Consider the following 19793-nt stretch of genomic DNA (forward strand, 5'->3'; position numbering starts at 1 on the left):
GGCACCCTACCCGGCGGTACGGCCGCTGGTCAGCCTCCGTCGGCGCCACAATACGACCGGCACCGCGCCGGCGAGCCCCAGCGCCGCCGGGCCGACACCGGCCGAGGCCAGTCCGGCGGCCCCCAGGCCGAGCGCGGTCGCCGCGGCCTGGTTGCCGATGCCCGGCTGGTCGAAGGTGTCCGGGATCGGGAGGGTGGACCAGCGGGTCACCGGCCACGCGACCACGACGGCCCGCCCGACGACCTTGTCGACCGGCACGAAGCCCTGGGTGGAGTCCTGCATGTGCCAGCGGGAGTCCTGCGAGTTCTGCCGGTGGTCGCCCATGACCCAGATCTTGCCCTTGGGCACGGTGAGCGGCCCGAAGGGCATGTCGTCGCAGGGGGTGTTGCCGGGGAAGATGTACGGCTCGTCGAGCTCCTTGCCGTTGACGACGACCGGTCCCCCCTTCTTGCACTCGACCGTGTCCCCGCCGATGGCGATGGTCCGCTTGATCAGGTCCTTCTCGGAGGCGTCCGGCATCAGGCCGATCTTGCTGAGGATCTGCTGGGCAAGGTTCGGCTCCGGGGTGGGCTCGCCGGACAGCCAGTCCGCCGGGTCGTGGAAGACGACGACCTCGCCCCGCTCGGGCTCGGAGCCGAACCACGGGGTCAGCTTGTCCACCAGCACCCGGTCCCCGCGCTGCAGGGTGTTCTGCATCGAATCGGACGGGATGGAGAACGCCTGGACCAGGAAGGTCTTGATCAGCAGGGCCAGCAGCAGGGCGATGCCGACGAGGAGCGGAAGCTCCTTCCAGAAGGACCGGTGCGCGTGCGCATTGGCACCGCCGTCCTCCTCCTCGGCCTCGCGCTCGACGGCGTCGTCGTCCGGCCGCTCCTCGCCCTCGTCGCGTCCGGATCGTGCGCCTACCGCCACATCCCCCACATCCACTCCTCAATCGAGATCGCCGCCCGTGCCGATCGGACACGGGCCCTCCCCTCCCTTAACGAGCGGGAGTTCCCTAAGGCGCGGGAGACCCAGGACACACTATGCGAACGGCGCGCCCGGACCGCGCCGACGCCGCCCGCGTGCCTCGTGCCGAACGGCGCGCCGCGGCTCGCGACGTGCCTGGTCGGGCACCATGCGGAAGGTCTCGGGGGTCTCCAGACGGCGCCAGTGCCCGAACGGCCACGCGATCACCACGGCCTCGCCCACGACCTCCTTCTCGTCGATCGTGCCCTCGAAGGCCTCGTCGAGGTGGTAGCGGGAGTCGGCCGAGTTCGCCCGGTGGTCGCCCATGACGAAGAGCCGCCCGGGCGGCACCCGCACCTCGAAGCGGATCTCGGAGGGGGCGTTGCCCGGGTTCACGTACGGCTCATCGAGCGGCGCGCCGTTGACGGTGACGCGGCCCTTGGCGTCGCAGCACTTCACGGTGTCCCCGCCGACTCCGATGACCCGCTTGATCAGGTCCTGCTCGTCCGCCGAGGGCAGCAGGCCGATGAAGGTCAGCGCCTGCTTGACCTGCTTGACGCCGACCGGATCCGGGGCCGGACGGGCGGCCTCGCCCTGGAGCCAGCCTCCCGGGTCCTCGAACACCACGACGTCGCCCCGCTCGACCGGGGAACCGAACCAGGGCGTCAGCTTGTCCACCAGGACGCGGTCGCCGATCCGGATGGTCTGCTCCATCGAGCCCGACGGGATGAAGAACGCCTGGACCAGGAAGGTCTTGAGGACCAGGGCTATGCACAGCGCCACGACCACCAGCAGCGGGACCTCGCCGGCCCGCCGGGTGCGGCGCCGCCGGCGTACCCGGCGCGCGGTCCGCCGCCGCTCGGCCCGGCCGCCCTCCACCACCGGGACCTGCTCCGGCTCGGGCTCCGGATCCGGTTCCCTCGCCCCCCGCGGCCTGCCCCGGCTACCCACGCCCGCCGCCGGCCGAACCCCAGCGCGAGACCGGCCAGCCGATCCAGTCGGCCCGCCCGATCACCTTCTCCACCGGCACCATCCCCCCGCCCGGTTCCCCCAGGTGGTCCCGTGAGTCCCGGGACTGGGAACGATGATCACCCATGACCCACAGGGCCCCAAGGGGTACGACGATACGGAAGGGCACCTTGGAGGGTGCGTCTCCGGGATACAGGTACGGCTCGTCCAGCGGGACGCCGTTGACCTCGATCCGCCCGGCCGCGTCGCAGCAGACCACGTCGTCGCCGCCGACGCCCACGACCCGCTTCACGAAGTCGGTGTCGGACGGCTCCGCCAGCCCCAGCGCGGAGGCCGCGCCGCGCAGCGCGTCGCCGACCGGACTGCCGCCGGCGGGCTCCCGTACGAAGGAGCCGGTGCCGTCGAACACGACCATGTCACCGCGGCGCGGCTGGTCGCCGAAGCTGTACGCCAGCTTGTTGACCAGTACCCGGTCCCCGACCTGGAGCGTCGGCTCCATGGACCGGCTCGGGATCAGGAAGGGCTGCACGACGAAGTTGCTGAGCAGCAGCAGGAAGACGGTGCAGAGCACGCCGAGCACTCCGGCCCGCCGCAGGGTGAGCGGCCGCGGGGCCGGGCGGCGCCGGAGGGAGAACGCAAAACGCGGCCGCCCCTCCCCCTCGTCGGGGGAAGAGTGGCCGCGCTGCGTGTGAGGTGCTTCGGTGTCCATCGGGAGCGAGCCTATCCGGCCACCCCCGGACACCGGAGGAGACCTCAGTTGTCGCGCTTCTCCTTGATCTTCGCGGCCTTGCCGCGGAGCTCACGGAGGTAGTACAGCTTCGCGCGGCGCACGTCACCGCGGGTGACGAGCTCGATCTTCTCGAAGATCGGGGAGTGCACCGGGAAGGTACGCTCCACGCCGACGCTGAAGGAGACCTTGCGGACCGTGAAGGTCTCGGAGACACCGGCGCCCTGGCGGCGGATGACGACACCCTTGAACTGCTGGATACGGGAGCGGTTGCCCTCGATCACGCGGACGTGCACGTTGACCGTGTCACCCGGGCGGAAGGCCGGGACGTCCGAGCGGAGCGCGGCGGCGTTGACGCCATCGAGCAGGTGAGACATGTTCTTCGTCTGCTTTCTTCGCACGACGCCACAGGCCGCCGGGCGGGTTTCCGTAGAGAATTCGGGAGCTGTTCCACCCTGCGGGCGACGGTCCCCCTGTGGCAGGGGCGCCCGCGGGCGTACAGCAGCCGCCTATTCTTCCACGGCTTGCGGCCTGTGCCAAAATCGGCCGTCCGGGGACGGCTTCCAGCCCAGGATGCTGAGGATCTCGCGGTCCTTCTTGTCGAAGGCCGAGGCCTCGCAGCGCTCGATCAGGTCCGGCCGGTTGAGCGCGGTCCGGCGGAAGGCCTCGTCCCGGCGCCAGCGGGCGATCTTCCCGTGGTGGCCGCTGAGCAGCACCTCGGGGATGTCGCGGCCGCGCCACAGCGGGGGCTTCGTGTAGACCGGGCCCTCCAGCAGGTTCGCCATCTCGCCGGGCGCGAAGGAGTCGTCGCGGTGCGATTCGGCGTTCCCCAGGACCCCGGGCAGCAGCCGGGCCACGGCCTCGGTCACGACCAGGACGGCCGCCTCGCCGCCCGCCAGGACGTAGTCGCCGATGGAGACCTCGTACACCGGCATCCGGGTGGCGTACTCGTCCATGACGCGGCGGTCGATGCCCTCGTACCGGGCGGGGGTGAAGATCAGCCACGGCCGCTCCGAGAGCTCGACCGCCAGTTCCTGGGTGAAGGGGCGGCCGCTGGGCGTGGGCACGACCATGACCGGCCCGCGCGCACCGGCCTCGTAGCCGTCGGCCAGCGCCGCGTCGAGGGCCTCGCCCCACGGCTCGGTCTTCATGACCATGCCGGGACCGCCGCCGTACGGGGTGTCGTCGACCGTGTTGTGCCGGTCGTACGTCCAGTCCCGCAGGTCGTGGACGTGTACGTCGAGCTGGCCGCGGGCGCGGGCCTTGCCGACGAGGGAGACGTTCAGCGGCTCCAGGTACTCGGGGAAGATCGTGACGACGTCGAGACGCATCAGGCGTCGTCCCCGGAGCCCTTGAAGTCCTCGTCACGGGTCGAGTCGATGATCGCGTCGCGCTCGTCGATCAGCCCGGGCGGCGGGGTGATGACGCAGCGCTGCTCCTCGAGGTCGATCTCGGCGACGATCTCCTCCACGAAGGGGATCATCACCTCGGAGCCGTCGGGCCGCTCGACGATGAAGAGGTCCTGCGAGGGCAGGTGGGAGATCTCGGTGATCCGGCCGATCTCGGTGCCGTCTTCGAGGACCACGTCCAGGTCCATCAGCTGGTGGTCGTAGTACTCGTCGGGCTCCTCGGGCAGCTCCGCCGGGTCCACCTCGGCGATCAGCAGGATGTTGCGCAGCGCCTCGGCGCCGGTACGGTCCTTGACGCCCGCGAAGCGGAGCATCAGCCTCCCGCTGTGTACCCGGCCCGTCTCGATGGTCAGCGGTCCGGCCGACACGGGCTCGGTCTTCAGCACGGCGCCGGGGCTGAGCCGCAGTTCCGGCTCGTCCGTGCGCACCTCGACGGTGACCTCGCCCTTGATCCCGTGGGCGCGGCCGATCCGCGCGACTACCAACTCCACTGTGTTCTCCCCATCTCGCGGCCGACCTGCCACCGCTCTCGCGCGGAGGTGGTACCTCTCCGTCGTGGTTTCTCAGTCCATGGTTGCTCTGCTCGTGGGCAGAAACGACTCGGGCCGGGGTGGGCGACCAGCGCCCTCCCCGGCCCGTGCCGGTAATTCAACTTCTCAGCGGACCTGGTCCACGTCGACGAGGTCGACGCGGATCCCCCGGCCGCCGATGGCGCCCACGACGGTACGCAGGGCACGTGCGGTGCGGCCGTTGCGGCCGATCACCTTGCCGAGGTCGTCGGGGTGGACCCGGACCTCGAGCACCTGCCCGCGGCGCAGGTTGCGCGAGGCAACCTGCACTTCGTCGGGGTTGTCCACAATGCCCTTCACGAGGTGCTCAAGAGCCTCCTCGAGCATGATCAGGCCTCGGTCGACTCGGCGGCGGCCTCAGCCTCGTCCGCCTTCTTGTCGGCCTTCTTCGCCTTCTGCGTGATGGCCTCGCCCTTGGCGTCGCCACCCTCGAGGGCCTTGGCGAACTCGTCGAAGGTGCGACGCTTGTCTTCCTTCGTCGCCGGCTGGAGCAGCGGCGCGGGGGCGGGGAGGCCCTTGTGGGCCTGCCAGTCACCGGTCAGCTTCAGGATGGCGAGCACAGCCTCGGTGGGCTGGGCGCCGACCGACAGCCAGTACTGCGCACGCTCGGCGTTGACCTCGATGCGCGACGGGTTGTAGGTCGGGTGGTAGATACCGATCTCTTCGATCGCGCGACCGTCCCGGCGGGTGCGGGCGTCGGCGACGACGATGCGGTAGTGCGGCTGGCGAATCTTGCCGAGGCGCTTGAGCTTGATCTTGACTGCCACTGGAGTGGTGTCTCCTGAACTTGACGTGGTTGGGCACATGAGATGCCACGTGGGGTTGCGGTACTCGGGTGCCCGATGGACGCGTCAGCCGGAGGAGAGAGGGGTCCTATGCGACTGTCGAGTACAGCTAGCCATTGTGCCATACGCCCGCGGCGCGCTCAGCCGGGCGGGGTCGTCCGGGAGCCGGGCGGTCAGGAGGCCGCCGCGATGGTCACCTCGGGGATGCGGAAGGGCTTCATGCAGCCCCCGCACACGATCGGCGCCTGGGCCAGCACCGAGGGGACCACCCGTACGTTGCGCCCGCAGTCGCAGACCGCCTTCACGCGTACGCCGCCGCCGGAGGAGCCGTGCCGGGCGGCCGGTCCGCGGAAACTGCGCTTGGTGTCGGCGGCCGTCGCGGCCGTGTGCGCCTTCAGGGCGCGCTGGAGCCGCTCCATCGTGGGGCGGTAGCGCTTCTTCGCCTCGGGGTTGAGCGTGACCAGCGAGAAGCCGCTGCTGGCGTGCGGCTCTTCGGAGTGGTCCAGCCCCATCTCTTCGGCGATCGCGAGGAATCTGCGGTTGTGGTAACGGCCGGCGCGCGAGGTGTCGCGGACTCCGCGGGCGGCGGCGATGCCGTGGACTGCCTCGTGCAGCAGTCGCTCGAAGGAGAGCTCGGCGCCGCAGGCGGACGAGGACTCTCCGATCAGGGACTCGGGCGCGGCAAGGTCAGGCAGCTCGGGGTGGTACCGCTGAATATCGGCCCACGCCTGCGCCAGCTCTGCGGCGAGAACAGGTGGTGTCGTGCTCACGTCGTGACAACGAGCCGGGGTGCCCCGGTGTTCCGATTCCGGGCCATTCCAAATTTTTTGCACGTACCAGTCAGTTCAGTCTCATGCGTCCGGAGGAGGACGGGTGCGCCGATCTCAGGAGGAGTCGGTACGTAACGACGACCGGCAAGCATCAGCCCCGGCGTGCGGCTCGTGCCGCGCGCCGGGGCGTAGGAGCCTCTCAGTACGAGCGCGCGACGATCGCGAGGGTGCCGGGGGCGTCGTCCGTCTCCGGAACCGACCCGTCCTCGGCGATCAGGCAGCGCACGGAGACGGCCTGCTCGGCCAGCTTCGCCTCGCCCTCCGGACCGAGGTCCGCCCACGGGATCCGCGCCCAGCCACCGGCGACGGCGGCCTCGGCGGCCTCCTCGATGGTGGACACGTCGGAGGTACGGGCCTCACGGCGCTCGCGGGACTCGCGCAGCAGCTGCGCCTGGTCCTCGTCGAGCACCTTGGGCAGCAGGTCGGCGAGCGCGTCGATCTGCACCGGGGTCTTGCCGCCCGGGATCCGGCGGGCCAGCATCGCGGTGCCGGCCTCCAGGTCGCGGGGGCCGATCTCGATACGGACCGGTACGCCCTTGAGCTCCCAGTCGACGGCGCGGCGGCCGAAGGGGGTGTCCACGCGGTCGTCGACCTGTACGCGGATGCCGGCGGCCTTGAGCTGGGCGCCCAGCTCGCGGACCTTCGCCACGGCCTCGTCGCCCTTGATCGCCATGACGACGACCTGGACGTGCGCGAGGCGCGGCGGGACGCGCAGGCCGTTGTCGTCGCCGTGGGACATGATCAGGCCGCCGACCATGCGGGTCGAGACGCCCCACGAGGTCTGCCAGACGAGCTCCTGCTTGCCTTCCTTCGACAGGTACTGGGTGTTGAAGGCCTTGGCGAAGTTGGTGCCGAGCTCGTGGCTCGTGCCCAGCTGGAGGGCCTTGCCGTCGCCCATCATGCCCTCGAGGGTGAGGGTGTTGATGGCGCCTGCGAAGCGCTCCTTGGCGGTCTTGCGGCCGAGCACGACGTCGATGCCGAGCACGTTCGTCATGAAGTCGCCGTAGACGTCGCGGTGGATCCGGGCGGCGTAGTCGCGGGCGTCCTCGTACGTGGCGTGGGCCGTGTGGCCCTCCTGCCACAGGAACTCGCTCGTACGGAGGAACACGCGCGGGCGCATCTCCCAGCGGACCACGTTGGCCCACTGGTTGATGAGCAGGGGCAGGTCGCGGTAGCTCTGGACCCACTTGGAGAAGTAGTCGTTGATGATCGTCTCGGAGGTGGGCCGGACGACGACCGGCTCTTCCAGCTCCTTGCCGCCGCCGTGCGTGACGACCGCGAGCTCGGGGGCGAAGCCCTCGACGTGCTCCGCTTCCCTCGTCAGGTACGACTGCGGGATGAACAGCGGGAAGTACGCGTTCTGGGCGCCCGCGTCCTTGATGCGCGCGTCCATCTCCTGCTGCATCCGCTCCCACAGGCCGTAGCCGTACGGCCGGATGACCATGGTGCCGCGCACCGGACCGTTGTCGGCCAGCTCGGCCTTGTTGATCAGATCCTGGTACCAGCGGGGGAAATCCTCCGCCTGCGGGGTGAGAACGGGTGCCTTTGCCATGGCGCGAATGGTACGGCGCCGGGCGCATCGAGCGTGAATCGGGTGGCGCGCTCCTCTGGACGCGGGGGCGAATGGGGAGTTCTCTGGCAACGGGGGCAAGGGGGCGACATGGAATCAGGAGCGCTCTTTCGATGACACCGACGCCGACGGCGACGCTCGTCGCCCGGGACTGGGCGGAGATCCAGGAACGGATGCTGGTACCGCTGTACGAAGCGGTCTACGACCGGCTGGAGGTCGGGCCGGGCGACAGGCTGCTCGGCCTCGACTGCGGGGCCGGGCTGCCCCTGCTGCTGGCGGCCGGGCGGGGAGCCGTGGCCACGGGTGTGGAGGCGGATCCGGCCCGGCGGGCCCTGGCCCGCGAGCGGCTGCTGGAGGTGGTGGCGGCCCCGCCGGCCGCCGCGTGCGCCTACGACGCGCTGCTGGCCTTCGCTCCGGATCCCGCGGCCCTGGCCACGGCCCTGCCCGCGGTCCGGCGCGGGGGCGCCGTGGTGCTGGCGGGCTGGGGCCCGGCGGAGCGCTGCACGGTGCCCGCGGTCCTGGGCGGCGGGCCGGTCCCCCGGGACCTGGACGCGCTCGTGGAGCGGGCCGGGCTGCGCCCGGACGGGTCGGGGCGGGTCTTCTGCCCGTTCGGGTACGCGGACGTGGACAGCGCGGTGCGCGGGCTGCTGTCGACCGGGCTGTACCCCGGCGCGGGCGGCGGCGCCACCGGGGCCGCGGCGCCCTTCGGGATGGCCGACCCGGCGCTGGCGGAGAAGGAACTGGCGGAGGCGCTTCACCCGTACGAACGGCCCGACGGCGCCGTGTGGCTGCCGAACATCTTCCGGTACGTGATCGCCCGGGTGCCGTAGGAGGCGGCCGGCGCGCCGCCGGCCCTCGCCCGCGGTCAGGGGGTGTCCGGCCGGTCCCGGCCGGGCGCCCTCAGGGCGGCGTCCCGTGCTCGGGGCCCTTGGTCAGGCGCGGGATCCCGGCGGCGGCGTAGGCGGCCGCCTCGTCGAGGGTCTCGGCGGCGAGGAGGGCCTCCGCCAGGGCGTCGAGCTGCGGGCGGTGCTCGCCCAGGAGCCGGCAGGCCTCCTCGTAGCACTCGTCCACAACGCGCCGCATCTCGTGGTCCACGGCGTCGAGTGTGGCGGGGGCGGCGGACAGGCCGTAGGGGCTCTGCGCGTCGGACGGGATGGCGATGAGGCGGCCGACGCGTTCGCTCATGCCCCAGCGGCCGACCATCCCGCGGGCGATGGCGGTGACCTGTTCGAGGTCGCTCTCCGAGCCCGTGGTGATGACGTCGTAGACCACGTGCTCGGCCGCCATGCCGCCGAGCGCTCCGATGATGCGGCCGCGAAGGTACTGCTCCGTGTAGGCGTACCGGTCGGCGTCCGGGGTGGAGAGGGTGACACCGAGCGCCCGGCCGCGCGGCACGATCGTGATCTTGCGGACCGGGTCGGCGCCCGGCTGGAGCATGCCCAGGAGGGCGTGTCCGCTCTCGTGGTAGGCGGTACGGCGGCGCTCCTCCTGCGGCATGACCAGTGACCTCTCCGCGCCCAGCTGGACCTTCTCCAGGGCGTCGGACAGGTCGGCGCGGGTGACCTCCCGCTGCCCGCGTTTGACGGCCAGCAGCGCGGCCTCGTTGGCCAGGTTGGCCAGTTCGGCGCCGGTCATGCCGGGGGTGCTGCGGGCCACCTGGGTCAGGTCCACGTCCTCGGCGAGCGGGATCTCCCGGGTGTGGATGCGCAGGATGGCCTCGCGGCCGCCGCGGTCGGGCGGGGAGACGACGACCGTGCGGTCGAAGCGGCCCGGGCGGGTCAGTGCCGGGTCCAGGACGTCCGCCCGGTTGGTGGCGGCCAGGACGACCACGCCCTCGGAGCCCGTGAAGCCGTCCATCTCGGTGAGGATCTGGTTCAGGGTCTGTTCGCGCTCGTCGTGGCCGCCCATGCCCGCGCCCGCGCCCCGGGCCCGGCCGATGGTGTCGATCTCGTCGATGAAGATGATCGCGGGGGCCACCTTGCGCGCCTCGGTGAAGAGTTCGCGGACCCGGGAGGCGCCGACGCCGACGATCATCTCGATGAATTCGGAGGCCGAGGCCGAGAAGAACGGCACCCCGGCCTCGCCCGCGACCGCCCGGGCCAGAAGGGTCTTGCCGGTGCCGGGCGGTCCGGACAGCAGGACGCCCCGGGGCATCCGGGCGCCCATGTTCCGGTACTGCTGCGGGTTCTTCAGGAAGTCGACGACGTCGTTGAGCTCGCCCTCGACTTCGTCGATGCCCGCCACGTCCTCGAAGGTGGTGCGCCGGGCGCCCTCCTCCAGCTCCACCGGCTTGGGCGGGGCCTTGCGGCCCAGCCCGCCCATGCCGCCCATACCGCCCATGCGCCCGGCCATCCGGCGGGCGATGACCACCCACAGGAGGACCAGCAGCAGCATCGGGGCGAGGGAGAGCAGCAGGTTGGCCAGGAAGCTGCGCTGCACGACGACCGGGGAGGCCGTCACGTTCACGTTCTGCTTGGTGAGCTGGGCCCACAGGTCGTCGTCGGCGAAGGCCGGGCGCTGGGTGACGAACTTGCCGTACGTGCCCTTGTCCCCGTCGGGCAGCGGCTGTGCGGCCTTCAGCTGGCCCTGGATGGCGTCGCCCTTGGAGTAGATCTTCGAGACGTTGCCGCTCGCGACCTGCTTGCTGAACTCGGTGTAGGAGATGGTGGGCTCGTCGCCCTCGTTGAAGAAGGACAGCGCCAGGTTGGCGATGAGGTAGACGATCAGCGCCGCGAGGATCAGCCCCCGCCAGCCGCCCGGCATCCGCTTCTTCGGCGCGGGGGCGGGCGGCGCCCCCTCGGAGCGCCAGGGCGTATCGGCCCGGTCGCGGGGCGGTACGGGGGTGGGATTGGGCACGGGGCGCCTCCTTCAGCCGTCCTCCCGGCCGACCATAAGCGACAAACCCGATCATTGCCCCCGCAGAAACAGCGGGGCCCCGGCCGTGTGACACCGCTGGTCACGTCCCCGGCCGGGGCCCCGCACTCGCGTATCCGAGTGCGTACTGCTCGTGCGTACTGCTTCGGAGACTTCCTACTTCATGAACTTCTTGAACTCGTCCGGGAGGTCGAAGTCCTGCCCCTGGCCGCCGGCCGGGAGACCGAAGGGGCTGCCGCCGGCCGCGGGCTCGACCGCCTGCGGGCCCTGCTCCCGGCGCGCCGCGGCTGCCGCCTCTTCTTCCTTGCGCTTCATCGGGTTACCGCTCTTGCGCTTGCCCTTGGCCTGCTTGACCTGCTTCTTCTGCCGGCCGGGGCCGCCGCCCATCCCGGGGATGCCGGGCATCCCGGGCATGCCGCCGCCCTGGGCCATGCGGGACATCATCTTGCGGGCGTCGAAGAACCGCTCGACGAGCGACTTGACGGCGCTGACCTCGGTGCCGGAGCCCTTGGCGATACGGGCACGGCGCGAGCCGTTGATGATCGTCGGGTCCTGGCGCTCGGCCGGGGTCATCGACTTGATGATCGCGGCGGTGCGGTCCACGTCGCGCTCGTCGATGTTGTTGATCTGGTCCTTGATCTGCCCCATGCCGGGGAGCATGCCGAGCAGCTTGGAGATGGAGCCCATCTTGCGGACCTGCTCCATCTGGGCCAGGAAGTCGTCGAGCGTGAACTCCTTGGGGCCCTTCTGCAGCTTGGCCGCCATCTTCTCGGCTTCGGCCTGCGAGAAGGTCTTCTCGGCCTGCTCGATGAGGGTGAGCATGTCACCCATGTCGAGGATCCGGCCCGCCATGCGGTCCGGGTGGAAGGCGTCGAACTCGTCGAGCTTCTCGCCGTTCGAGGCGAACATGATCTGCTTGCCGGTGACGTGCGCGATGGAGAGCGCGGCACCGCCCCGGGCGTCGCCGTCGAGCTTGGAGAGCACGACGCCGTCGAAGCCGACGCCGTCGCGGAAGGCCTCGGCGGTGTTGACCGCGTCCTGGCCGATCATCGCGTCGACGACGAACAGGATCTCGTCGGGGCTGACGGCGTCGCGGATGTCCGCGGCCTGCTGCATCAGCTCCTGGTCGATGCCGAGGCGGCCGGCGGTGTCGACGATCACGATGTCGAACTGCTTGGTGCGCGCGTACTCGACGGAGTCCTTCGCGACCTGGACCGGGTCGCCGACGCCGTTGCCGGGCTGGGGCGCGTAGACCGCGACGCCCGCGCGCTCGGCGACGACGGAGAGCTGGTTCACGGCGTTGGGGCGCTGGAGGTCGCACGCCACGAGGAGCGGGGCGTGGCCCTGCCCCTTCAGCCAGAGGCCGAGCTTTCCGGCGAGGGTGGTCTTACCGGCACCCTGGAGACCCGCCAGCATGATCACGGTGGGCGCGGTCTTGGCGAAGCGCAGCCGCCGGGTCTCGCCGCCGAGGATCGTGACGAGCTCGTCGTTGACGATCTTGAGGACCTGCTGGCCCGGGTTCAGGGCCTTGCTGACCTCTTCACCGCGCGCGCGTTCCTTGACGTTCGCGATGAAGGAGCGGACGACCGGAAGGGCGACGTCGGCCTCGAGGAGGGCGATACGGATTTCCCGGGCCGCTGCGTCGATGTCAGCCTCGGACAGCCGGCCTTTGCCGCGCAGGCCCTTGAAGGTATTCGCCAAGCGGTCGGAGAGCGTATCGAACACGGTGGTCGCGATTCCTCGGGTCGGGGGCGTGGTGGTCGTCCCCCAGGGTATCGGGCCGCGCCACGTGGTGGACCCGGCGGTCCGATCCGGGCTCTGCCCGGACCCGCGCCTCGAACGCGGCGGGGCTCAAGAACCTGGGGCCCCGCCCCGGACCCCGCTCCTCAGACGCCGGAGGGGCCGGATGCGGGAGCGGGGGTCCGGGGGCCGGCCCCCGGCAAGGACGCCGCAGGTTACGAGAGGGCCACCTGCACCACCCCGGCCAGGGCGGCCGCGGCCGCGGGGTCCAGCGGCTTGCCGTCCGGGGACGTGACGTACAGCGTGTCCACCGCGTTCGCGCCCAGCGTGGAGACGTGCGCGCTGCGGACCCGGACTCCCCCGGACTCCAGAGCCCGGCCGATCCGGTGGAGCAGCCCGACCGCGTCCGGGGCGCGCACCTCCAGGACGGTGGCCAGCGAGGAGACCTCCGGGACCACCGTGACCCGGGGCGGCGGGGGGACCACCCCGCGGCGGCGCGGATAGGCGGCCTCGCGGTCCGCCAGCCTCGCCGGGATGTCCAGCGAGCCGTCCAGCGCGCGGACCAGGTCGGTGCGCAGCCGCGCCGCCTCGGGCAGCGAGCCGTACTCCGCCGCCACCCGCCAGCGGAGCACCAGGACCTCGCCGAGCTGGTCCGGGAGCTCCAGGGAGCGCAGCTCCGCCGCCCGTACGGTGAGCCGGTGCAGGGCGAGCACCCCGGCCGCCGCCGGGAGCACCCCGGGCTGGTCCGGGACGGCCAGGACGAGTTCCACCCCCACCGCGTCCTCCTCCTGACGGGCGTGCAGGGCCAGGACCGGCTCGCGGGTGCGCAGGGCCTCCACCGCGAGGCGTTCCTGTTCCGTCGTGGGGATCTCCAGTTCCGTGACCGACGGGGCCGCGCCCCGCAGGACGGCGGCGACCCGCGCGACGAGGTCCTCGACCAGGGACGCCCGCCAGGTGCTCCATGCCGCCGGGCCGGTGGCCAGGGCGTCCGCCTCCGTCAGGGCGTGCAGTATCTCCAGCGTGCCGACGGATCCCACGGCCTCGGCGACCGAGCGGACCGTCGCCGGGTCGTCCAGGTCGCGCCGGGTCGCGGTCTCGATCAGCAGCAGGTGGTGGCGGACGAGCGTCCCGAGCACGGCGACGTCCTGTGCGTCGAAGCCCACCCGGGCGGCGACGTCGCGCGCGATCGTCTCGCCGGCCGCCGAGTGGTCCCCCGGCCACCCCTTGCCGATGTCGTGCAGGAGCGCGGACATCAGCAGCAGGTCGGGGCGGCCCACCCGGCGGGTGAGGGCCGCGGCCCGTACCGCCGTCTCGATCAGGTGCCGGTCCACCGTCCAGGTGTGGACGGGGTTGCGCTGCGGGCGGCACCGCACCCGCTCCCAGTCGGGCAGCAGCCGTGTGATCAGGCCCTCGGCCTCCAGGGCCTCCCATACGCCGACCATGGGCTCCCCGGCCCCCAGCAGTGTGAGCAGCTGTTCCCGGGCCTGGGCCGGCCAGGGCACGGGCAGCGGCTTGGCCTGCGCCGCGAGCCTGCGCAGGGCGTGCAGCGACACGGGCAGGCCCGCCTGGGCGGCGGCCGCGCCGAGCCGCAGGGCCAGTACCGGATCGCGCTCCGGCCGCGCGGCCAGCGCCAGTACGGCCTCGCCGTCGGACTCCACGACCCCCTCGGCCAGCGGCGCCCGCTCCACGGCCGGGGCGCCCCGGGTGCCGAGGAGCCCGCGCAGCCTCGGCCGGGAGGCGCGGGCCCGCAGCACCCGCCCGACCTCCCGCCAGGTCACGTCACCGGCGTACGCGACGACCCGCGCGGCCTCGTACACCTCCCGGAGCAGGGCGTCCGCGTCGAGCAGCCCGAGGTGCGCCGCGACCTGGTCCTGTTCCTGGAGGGCGAGCCGGTCGGTGGCCCGGCCGGTCACCAGGTGCAGGGCGTCCCGCGCGTCCAGCAGCCGCCGCCGGGCCTCGGCCAGCCCCTCGCGGGGGGCGTCGGCCAGCCAGGACGCGGCCACGGCCCGCAGCGCGGTGGCGTCCCGGAGGCCGCCGCGGGCCTCCTTGAGGTCGGGTTCCAGCAGGAAGCGGAGCTCCCCGGCCCGCTCGGCCCGCTCCCGGCACAGGGAGTGCAGCTGCGGAAGCCGCTTGGCGGCCTGGTTGCGCCAGTCGGCCAGTACCGAGGTGCGCAGGCCGGCGAGCAGGCCGGCGTCCCCGGCGACGGCCCGCGCGTCCAGCAGTCCGAGGTGCACCTTGAGGTCCTCGGCGGCGGTCTTGCGGGCCTCGCCCGGGGTGCGCACGGAGTGGTCCAGGGCCAGGCCGAGGTCCCAGACGGGGTACCAGAGCCGGTCGGCCAGGGCGCTCAGGGCCCGCGGCTCCGCCTTGCCGTCGTGCAGCAGCACCAGGTCGAGATCACTGCGCGGGGAGAGTTCGGCCCGGCCGTAGCCGCCGACGGCCACGAGGGCGGCGCCCTGCACTCCGGTTTCCCGTACGGCGCTCTTGAACAGCGCGTTCAGCCAGTCGTCGGTCAGTCCGGCCAGGGCGGAACGCCGCGAAGGCCCGGACCGCGACTCCTCCTGGAGGAGTCGCAGCCGGGCCGCGGCGTAACCGCTGGGTCCCGAGCCGGAAGGATCGTTGGAATCGTCCGCCGTGGTCTCTTCGACGCTCGTCACCCAGGAGCTCCCGTCTGCCTAGAGCGCGTCAGCGCCGCGTTCGCCGGTGCGGACCCGGACCACCGATTCCACGGGAACGCTCCACACCTTGCCGTCGCCGATCTTGCCGGTGCTGGCGACGCGCACGATGAGCTCGATCAGCTCCTCGGCTTCGGTGTCGTCGACGAGCACCTCGATACGGATCTTCGGTACGAGGTCCACCTGGTACTCGGCGCCGCGGTAGACCTCGGTGTGGCCGCGCTGGCGGCCGTAGCCGCTGGCCTCGGAGACCGTGAGTCCCTGGACTCCGAAGGCCTGGAGGGCTTCCTTGATCTCGTCCAGCTTGTGCGGCTTGACGATCGCGGTGATCAGCTTCATGCGTCTACCTTCTTGCTCGCTGCGGCGGAGGGGACGGGCGCGGCGGTGCTCCGCGAGGAGGCCCCGCCGCCGGCTCCGCTGAAGTCGTAGGCGGTCTCGGCGTGTTCGACCTGGTCGATGCCGGCGACCTCGTCGTCCTCGCTGACCCGCATGCCGATCGTCTTGTCGAGGAGGAAGGCGAGCAGCGCCGACGCCACGAGAGAGTAGGCGAGGACGGAGAAGACTCCGACGGCCTGCTTGCCGAGCTGTTCCAGGCCGCCGCCGTAGAAGAGGCCGGCCACGTCGGACTGGACCCCGCCGGTGGCGAAGAGGCCCACCAGCAGGGAGCCGGCGACGCCGCCGACGAGGTGGACGCCGACCACGTCGAGGGAGTCGTCGAAGCCGAACTTGTACTTGAGGCCGACCGCCATGGCGCACAGCACACCGGCGATGGCGCCGACCGCGATGGCCCCGAGCGGGCTGACCGCACCGCCGGCGGGGGTGATGGCGACGAGGCCGGCGACCGCGCCGGAGGCGGCGCCGAGGGTGGTGAAGGAGCCGTGGCGCAGCTTCTCGTAGGCGAGCCAGGCGAGCATGGCGGCGGCGGTGGCCACCTGGGTGTTGACGAACATGACCGCGCCGACGCCGTCGTCGTTGCCGAGCCAGGAGCCCGCGTTGAAGCCGAACCAGCCGAACCAGAGGAGACCGGCGCCGAGCATCACCAGGGGAAGGCTGTGCGGGCGCATCGGGTCCTTCTTGAAGCCGACGCGCTTGCCGATGACCAGGATCACGCCGAGGGCGGCGGCGCCCGCGTTGATGTGGACGGCCGTGCCGCCCGCGAAGTCGATCACGCCCATCTCGAAGAGCCAGCCGCCGGCGCCCCAGACCCAGTGGGCGACGGGGAAGTAGACGACGGTGACCCACAGGGCGGTGAACAGGGCCCACGCGCCGAACTTCACGCGGTCGGCGAGGGCGCCGCTGATCAGGGCGGGGGTGATGACGGCGAACATCAGCTGGAAGACGGCGAAGACGTAGACCGGGATGGTGTAGCCGTCCCACAGCTCGGTGATCCCGATGCCGCTGAGGCCCACGTAGTCGGAGTTCCAGCCGATGAGGGAGCCGGAGTCGGTGCCGAAGGCGAGGCTGAAGCCGTAGAGGACCCACAGGATCGTGACGATCCCGAGGCTGATGAAGCTCATCATCAGCATGTTGAGGCTGCTCTTGACGCGGACCATGCCTCCGTAGAAGAAGGCGAGTCCCGGGGTCATCAGCATGACCAGGGCGGAGCAGATGAGCATGAACCCGGTGTTCGCGGCAGACAGCGTCGGGGCGTCTGCCGCGAGGGTCGTGATGGCTGATGCCATCGGCGTCTCCTCGTCGTCGGTACGTTCGCGTGCGGGCGATCGTGAAAACCTGAGCGGCGTTAAGGGGTGTCCGGCCGGGCCGGGGGAGCTGGCCGGTTATTGACCCCGAGATTCGCGCAGGCCGGTTTCCGGCGGCGCCGCTGGGTGTTTCGTGCCGATGACGAAGGCGTCCTGGCTGTTACGGGGTGATGAACACCGCAACCATCGATCGAGGAACCACGACGGCGGGCAGCCACCTCCGCGAGAGCGGCGGCGGTTCAGCCGCAGAAGAACGAAACCGGCCGCGGCGGTACCCGGATGTCCTGGCTGGGGGGAGCCTGATCGGGCTTCACGGGGTGACTGCCGCGGCCGGGGCCTCGGGGACGGCCGCGCGGGCCGTCAGACGGCCTCCGCGGCTTCGGGGAGCCGGGAGGCGAGGTGGTCGGTGAGCCGGACCACTTCGGCGACGTCGCCGTACTCACGGGCGGCGCTGTCGACGGTCTTGCGCAGGCGGGTGTTCACCCGTTCGGACCGCACCTTTCCCGCCACGTCGAGGGCCTGGCCGACGAGGACGGCGGCCTGCTCGGGCTCGCGCTGGAGCAGGTGCACGGTGGCCATGCCGATGAGGTTGAGGGCGTAGGAGCGCTGGTGCTCGTCGTCCTTCTCGAAGAGGGCGACGGCCCGCTCCATGACGGGTTCGGCCAGGGAGGCGTACATGGGGCTGCGCCCGGCGACGTAGGCGAGGTCGCGGTAGGAGTGGGAGTTCTCGCCGTTCAGCTCGGCCTCGGAGAAGAAACGGATCCAGTCGGGTTCGGGCTCGCCGTCGAAGCCCACGTCGCCGAAGGTGTCCTCGGCCATCCGCACGGCCCGCTTGCAGCGGCTGGGCTGGCCCATGTTGGCGTACGCGCGGGCCTCCATCGCATACAGCATGGCCTGGGTGCGGGGGCCGGCGCAGTCGCGGCTGCCGTACTGCGCGAGGTGGATGAGTTCCAGGGCGTCCTCGGGACGGCCCAGGTGGATCATCTGGCGGCTCATGCCGGAGAGGATGTACGAGCCCAGCGGCTTGTCCCCGGCCTCCTTCGCGGCGTGCAGGGCGAGGACGAAGTACTTCTGCGCGGTGGGGTGCAGGCCGATGTCGTAGCTCATCCAGCCGGCCAGTTCGGCGAGTTCCGCGGCGACCTTGAAGAGCCGCCGCATGACGGGGGCCGGGTGGTTCTCCTGGAGCAGGTCGGTGACCTCGTGCAGCTGGCCCACGACGGCCTTGCGGCGCAGTCCGCCCCCGCACTGGGCGTCCCACTGGCGGAACATCACGGTGGTGGCGTCGAGGAGGTCGAGTTCCGGTTCGGAGAGCCTGGGCGGCCGGTGGCCGCCGAGTGCGCCCGCCGGCCCCGCCTCGCGCGGTCCCGGGTCGGCGGCCGGGACCGGGACGAGCCAGCGCTGCATGGGCTCGATGAGGGCGGGGCCGGCGGAGAGGGCGAGCGAGGTCCCGAGGAAGCCGCGGCGGGCCAGCATCAGGTCGCTGCGGGAGAACTCGCCGAGCAGTTCGACGGTCTGCGGGCCGGCCCAGGGCAGGTCGACGCCGGAGACGGAGGGGGTCTGGTGGGCGGTGCGCAGGCCCAGCTGCTCGATGGCGACGACGGAGCCGAAGCGTTCGGAGAACAGCTCGGAGAGGATGCGCGGAACGGGCTCGCGGGGCTGCTCCCCGTCGAGCCAGCGCCGGACCCGGGAGGTGTCCGTGCTGATGTGGTGGGCGCCCATCTGGCGGGCCCGGCGGTTGACCTGGCGGGCGAGCTCGCCCTTGGACCAACCACTGCGGACGAACCAAGAGGTCAGCTGGACGTTCCGGTCAACTGATTCCTCGCTCGTTCCGCTTGCGCCGCTGCCGCTCACTGGAACGCCCCCATCCGCTCAGCCTCTTCCACACGAAACCCTGGCTGGGGCGGCGAGCGCCGCCACGGACCTTCACAAGTCCTTCACTCATTGCCACCGGCATACCCACGGTCGGGCCCGCCTTCGGGGTTCGTGCACCGAAAGTAATCCTACGATCACCCTCTCGGCGAGGCCGATTCCACAATCGCCACCATTCGCCACCCCTACGAATGAACTAGCCACCCGCCAGGCGCGATTCACTTGACACCAAGGCGAAACGGATCGGTTGGACTGGAGTGCGCCCGGGGCGTGCGCGGCGAGGAGTGCGCCGGGCGGCACCGGAACCCACCCCGCGAGGGGAGCTCCGCCAGCAGGTCCCGCCGACGTCGTAACCACCGGCGCGTCCGACCCGTTGGAGGGGGCATGGGCATGGGCTTCACGATCGGCGGCAGCCGCGGCACCAGGGAGTTCCGTTCCGGCGTCCGGCGCCGCGGCCGGACCTCGGAATGCACGGCGGTGGCGGAGTACACGGGACTGTGGGGCTGGGACGCGGTGCCCGGCGCCCGCGCCGCGGCGCCCGCCCGCGACTGCTCCTGCGGGGACCCGGAGTGCACCGCCCCCGGAGCGCATCCCCTGGCGTTCGCCCCCACGGTGCGGGCCGGCGCCCCCCTGGACGAGGTCACCGAGGCCTGGGGCGAGTACCCGGGCGCGGCGGTCCTGCTGCCGGCGGGCCGCTCCTTCGACGTCATCGAGGTCTCCGCGGAGGCCGGGCGGCGCGCCCTGGTCCGGCTGGAGCGGATGGGCCTCCCGCTGGGGCCGGTCATCGGCACCCCGGACGGCCGGGCCCAGTTCTTCGTGGCCCCGGGCGCGGCGGCCGAGCTGCCGCAGCTGCTGTACCGGATGGGCTGGGACGACGCCGACCTCGACCTGCGGGCCCTGGGCCACGGGGCGTTCGTGACGGCTCCGCCGTCCGACCGTGCGGGGCTCGGCCCGGTCTGCTGGCTCCGCCCGCCCGCGCTGGACTCCGCCGGGGGCCCGCCCCAGGCCCGGCTGCTGCTGGGCACCCTCGCCTACCTGTGCCACCGCTTCCGCCGCTGACCGGTGCCCGGATGCGCCGGTGCCCCCTGTTCCGGTCGGAACAGGGGGCACCGGCGTGTACGGGGCACGGCC

17 protein-coding genes and 1 pseudogene are annotated in these 19793 nt (G+C 72.0%); 2 read left to right on the forward strand and 16 right to left on the reverse strand.

The window, feature by feature from the left end:
- Positions 1-6: 6 nt before the first annotated feature.
- The 10 genes and pseudogenes from lepB (AB0D94_RS05620) to proS all read right to left on the reverse strand — a co-directional run bounded on the left by lepB (AB0D94_RS05620) (position 7) and on the right by proS (position 7789).
- A complete protein-coding gene (gene lepB, locus AB0D94_RS05620; RefSeq protein ID WP_362045960.1) occupies positions 7-912 on the reverse strand; it encodes a signal peptidase I in 906 nt (301 codons plus the stop codon).
- A gap of 210 nt (positions 913-1122) precedes the next feature.
- Positions 1123-1830: pseudogene (lepB, locus tag AB0D94_RS05625) on the reverse strand (signal peptidase I); the annotation flags it as partial.
- 61 nt (positions 1831-1891) lie between these two features.
- Positions 1892-2626, reverse strand: a complete 735-nt coding sequence (gene lepB, locus AB0D94_RS05630) for a signal peptidase I (RefSeq protein WP_362045963.1) — start codon at positions 2624-2626, stop codon at positions 1892-1894.
- 44 nt (positions 2627-2670) lie between these two features.
- Complete coding sequence (gene rplS, locus AB0D94_RS05635) at positions 2671-3021, reverse strand: 50S ribosomal protein L19 (RefSeq protein ID WP_031144161.1); 351 nt, start codon at positions 3019-3021, stop codon at positions 2671-2673.
- Positions 3022-3153: 132 nt separating this feature from the next.
- Positions 3154-3975 (reverse strand): tRNA (guanosine(37)-N1)-methyltransferase TrmD, encoded by an 822-nt coding sequence (gene trmD, locus AB0D94_RS05640; protein WP_362045968.1) that lies wholly within the window; start codon positions 3973-3975, stop codon positions 3154-3156.
- Positions 3975-4544 (reverse strand): ribosome maturation factor RimM, encoded by a 570-nt coding sequence (gene rimM / locus AB0D94_RS05645; RefSeq protein WP_362045971.1) that lies wholly within the window; start codon positions 4542-4544, stop codon positions 3975-3977. The genes trmD and rimM overlap by 1 nt, the downstream gene beginning before the upstream one ends.
- 165 nt (positions 4545-4709) lie before the next feature.
- On the reverse strand, positions 4710-4949 hold the full coding sequence (locus AB0D94_RS05650) for an RNA-binding protein (RefSeq protein ID WP_030011889.1): 240 nt from the start codon (positions 4947-4949) through the stop codon (positions 4710-4712).
- Between the two features lie 2 nt (positions 4950-4951).
- Positions 4952-5389 (reverse strand): 30S ribosomal protein S16, encoded by a 438-nt coding sequence (rpsP, locus tag AB0D94_RS05655; RefSeq protein ID WP_215150440.1) that lies wholly within the window; start codon positions 5387-5389, stop codon positions 4952-4954.
- Positions 5390-5580: 191 nt separating this feature from the next.
- A complete protein-coding gene (locus AB0D94_RS05660) occupies positions 5581-6177 on the reverse strand; it encodes a hypothetical protein (protein ID WP_362045976.1) in 597 nt (198 codons plus the stop codon).
- Positions 6178-6376: 199 nt separating this feature from the next.
- Complete coding sequence (proS, locus tag AB0D94_RS05665; protein WP_362045979.1) at positions 6377-7789, reverse strand: proline--tRNA ligase; 1413 nt, start codon at positions 7787-7789, stop codon at positions 6377-6379.
- Between the two features lie 131 nt (positions 7790-7920).
- Between proS and AB0D94_RS05670 the strand changes: the two genes are divergently transcribed.
- Complete coding sequence (locus tag AB0D94_RS05670) at positions 7921-8637, forward strand: methyltransferase type 11 (protein ID WP_362045982.1); 717 nt, start codon at positions 7921-7923, stop codon at positions 8635-8637.
- Between the two features lie 70 nt (positions 8638-8707).
- Here the strand turns inward: AB0D94_RS05670 and ftsH are convergent, their stop codons facing one another.
- The 6 genes from ftsH to AB0D94_RS05700 form a co-directional block, all read right to left on the reverse strand.
- Positions 8708-10570, reverse strand: a complete 1863-nt coding sequence (gene ftsH, locus AB0D94_RS05675) for an ATP-dependent zinc metalloprotease FtsH (RefSeq protein ID WP_362046454.1) — start codon at positions 10568-10570, stop codon at positions 8708-8710.
- A 267-nt stretch (positions 10571-10837) separates the two neighbouring features.
- Positions 10838-12406: a signal recognition particle protein gene (gene ffh / locus AB0D94_RS05680; protein WP_362045985.1), complete on the reverse strand. Its 1569-nt coding sequence runs from the start codon at positions 12404-12406 to the stop codon at positions 10838-10840.
- Between the two features lie 230 nt (positions 12407-12636).
- Positions 12637-15075 (reverse strand): [protein-PII] uridylyltransferase, encoded by a 2439-nt coding sequence (locus AB0D94_RS05685; protein WP_362045988.1) that lies wholly within the window; start codon positions 15073-15075, stop codon positions 12637-12639.
- Positions 15076-15093: 18 nt separating this feature from the next.
- Positions 15094-15432 (reverse strand): P-II family nitrogen regulator, encoded by a 339-nt coding sequence (locus AB0D94_RS05690; RefSeq protein ID WP_362045991.1) that lies wholly within the window; start codon positions 15430-15432, stop codon positions 15094-15096.
- Positions 15429-16775 carry an ammonium transporter gene (locus AB0D94_RS05695; RefSeq protein ID WP_362045994.1) on the reverse strand — a complete coding sequence of 449 codons (1347 nt, stop codon included), beginning with the start codon at positions 16773-16775 and terminating at the stop codon, positions 15429-15431. The genes AB0D94_RS05690 and AB0D94_RS05695 overlap by 4 nt, the downstream gene beginning before the upstream one ends.
- A 378-nt stretch (positions 16776-17153) precedes the next feature.
- Positions 17154-18644, reverse strand: coding sequence for a hypothetical protein (locus tag AB0D94_RS05700; RefSeq protein WP_362045997.1), 1491 nt, complete (start codon positions 18642-18644; stop codon positions 17154-17156).
- Positions 18645-19052: 408 nt separating this feature from the next.
- Here AB0D94_RS05700 and AB0D94_RS05705 point away from each other — a divergent pair, with 408 nt between their 5' ends.
- The gene (locus AB0D94_RS05705) at positions 19053-19721 is read left to right on the forward strand and encodes a bifunctional DNA primase/polymerase (protein WP_362046000.1); all 669 of its coding nucleotides are present in this window, start codon (positions 19053-19055) and stop codon (positions 19719-19721) included.
- Positions 19722-19793: the final 72 nt, after the last annotated feature.

The sequence above is a fragment of the Streptomyces sp. NPDC048255 genome (assembly GCF_040652415.1).
GTDB lineage: Bacteria > Actinomycetota > Actinomycetes > Streptomycetales > Streptomycetaceae > Streptomyces.

Excerpts from the sequence above, each read along its gene's own strand:
- lepB (WP_362045963.1), bottom strand. The coding sequence starts at position 2,626 with ATGGACACCGAAGCACCTCACACGCAGCGCGGCCACTCTTCCCCCGAC.
- rplS (WP_031144161.1), bottom strand. The coding sequence starts at position 3,021 with ATGTCTCACCTGCTCGATGGCGTCAACGCCGCCGCGCTCCGCTCGGAC.
- trmD (WP_362045968.1), bottom strand. The coding sequence starts at position 3,975 with ATGCGTCTCGACGTCGTCACGATCTTCCCCGAGTACCTGGAGCCGCTG.
- AB0D94_RS05650 (WP_030011889.1), bottom strand. The coding sequence starts at position 4,949 with ATGCTCGAGGAGGCTCTTGAGCACCTCGTGAAGGGCATTGTGGACAAC.
- proS (WP_362045979.1), bottom strand. The coding sequence starts at position 7,789 with ATGGCAAAGGCACCCGTTCTCACCCCGCAGGCGGAGGATTTCCCCCGC.
- AB0D94_RS05670 (WP_362045982.1), top strand. The coding sequence starts at position 7,921 with ATGACACCGACGCCGACGGCGACGCTCGTCGCCCGGGACTGGGCGGAG.
- ftsH (WP_362046454.1), bottom strand. The coding sequence starts at position 10,570 with ATGCCGGGCGGCTGGCGGGGGCTGATCCTCGCGGCGCTGATCGTCTAC.
- AB0D94_RS05690 (WP_362045991.1), bottom strand. The coding sequence starts at position 15,432 with ATGAAGCTGATCACCGCGATCGTCAAGCCGCACAAGCTGGACGAGATC.
- AB0D94_RS05695 (WP_362045994.1), bottom strand. The coding sequence starts at position 16,775 with ATGGCATCAGCCATCACGACCCTCGCGGCAGACGCCCCGACGCTGTCT.
- AB0D94_RS05705 (WP_362046000.1), top strand. The coding sequence starts at position 19,053 with ATGGGCTTCACGATCGGCGGCAGCCGCGGCACCAGGGAGTTCCGTTCC.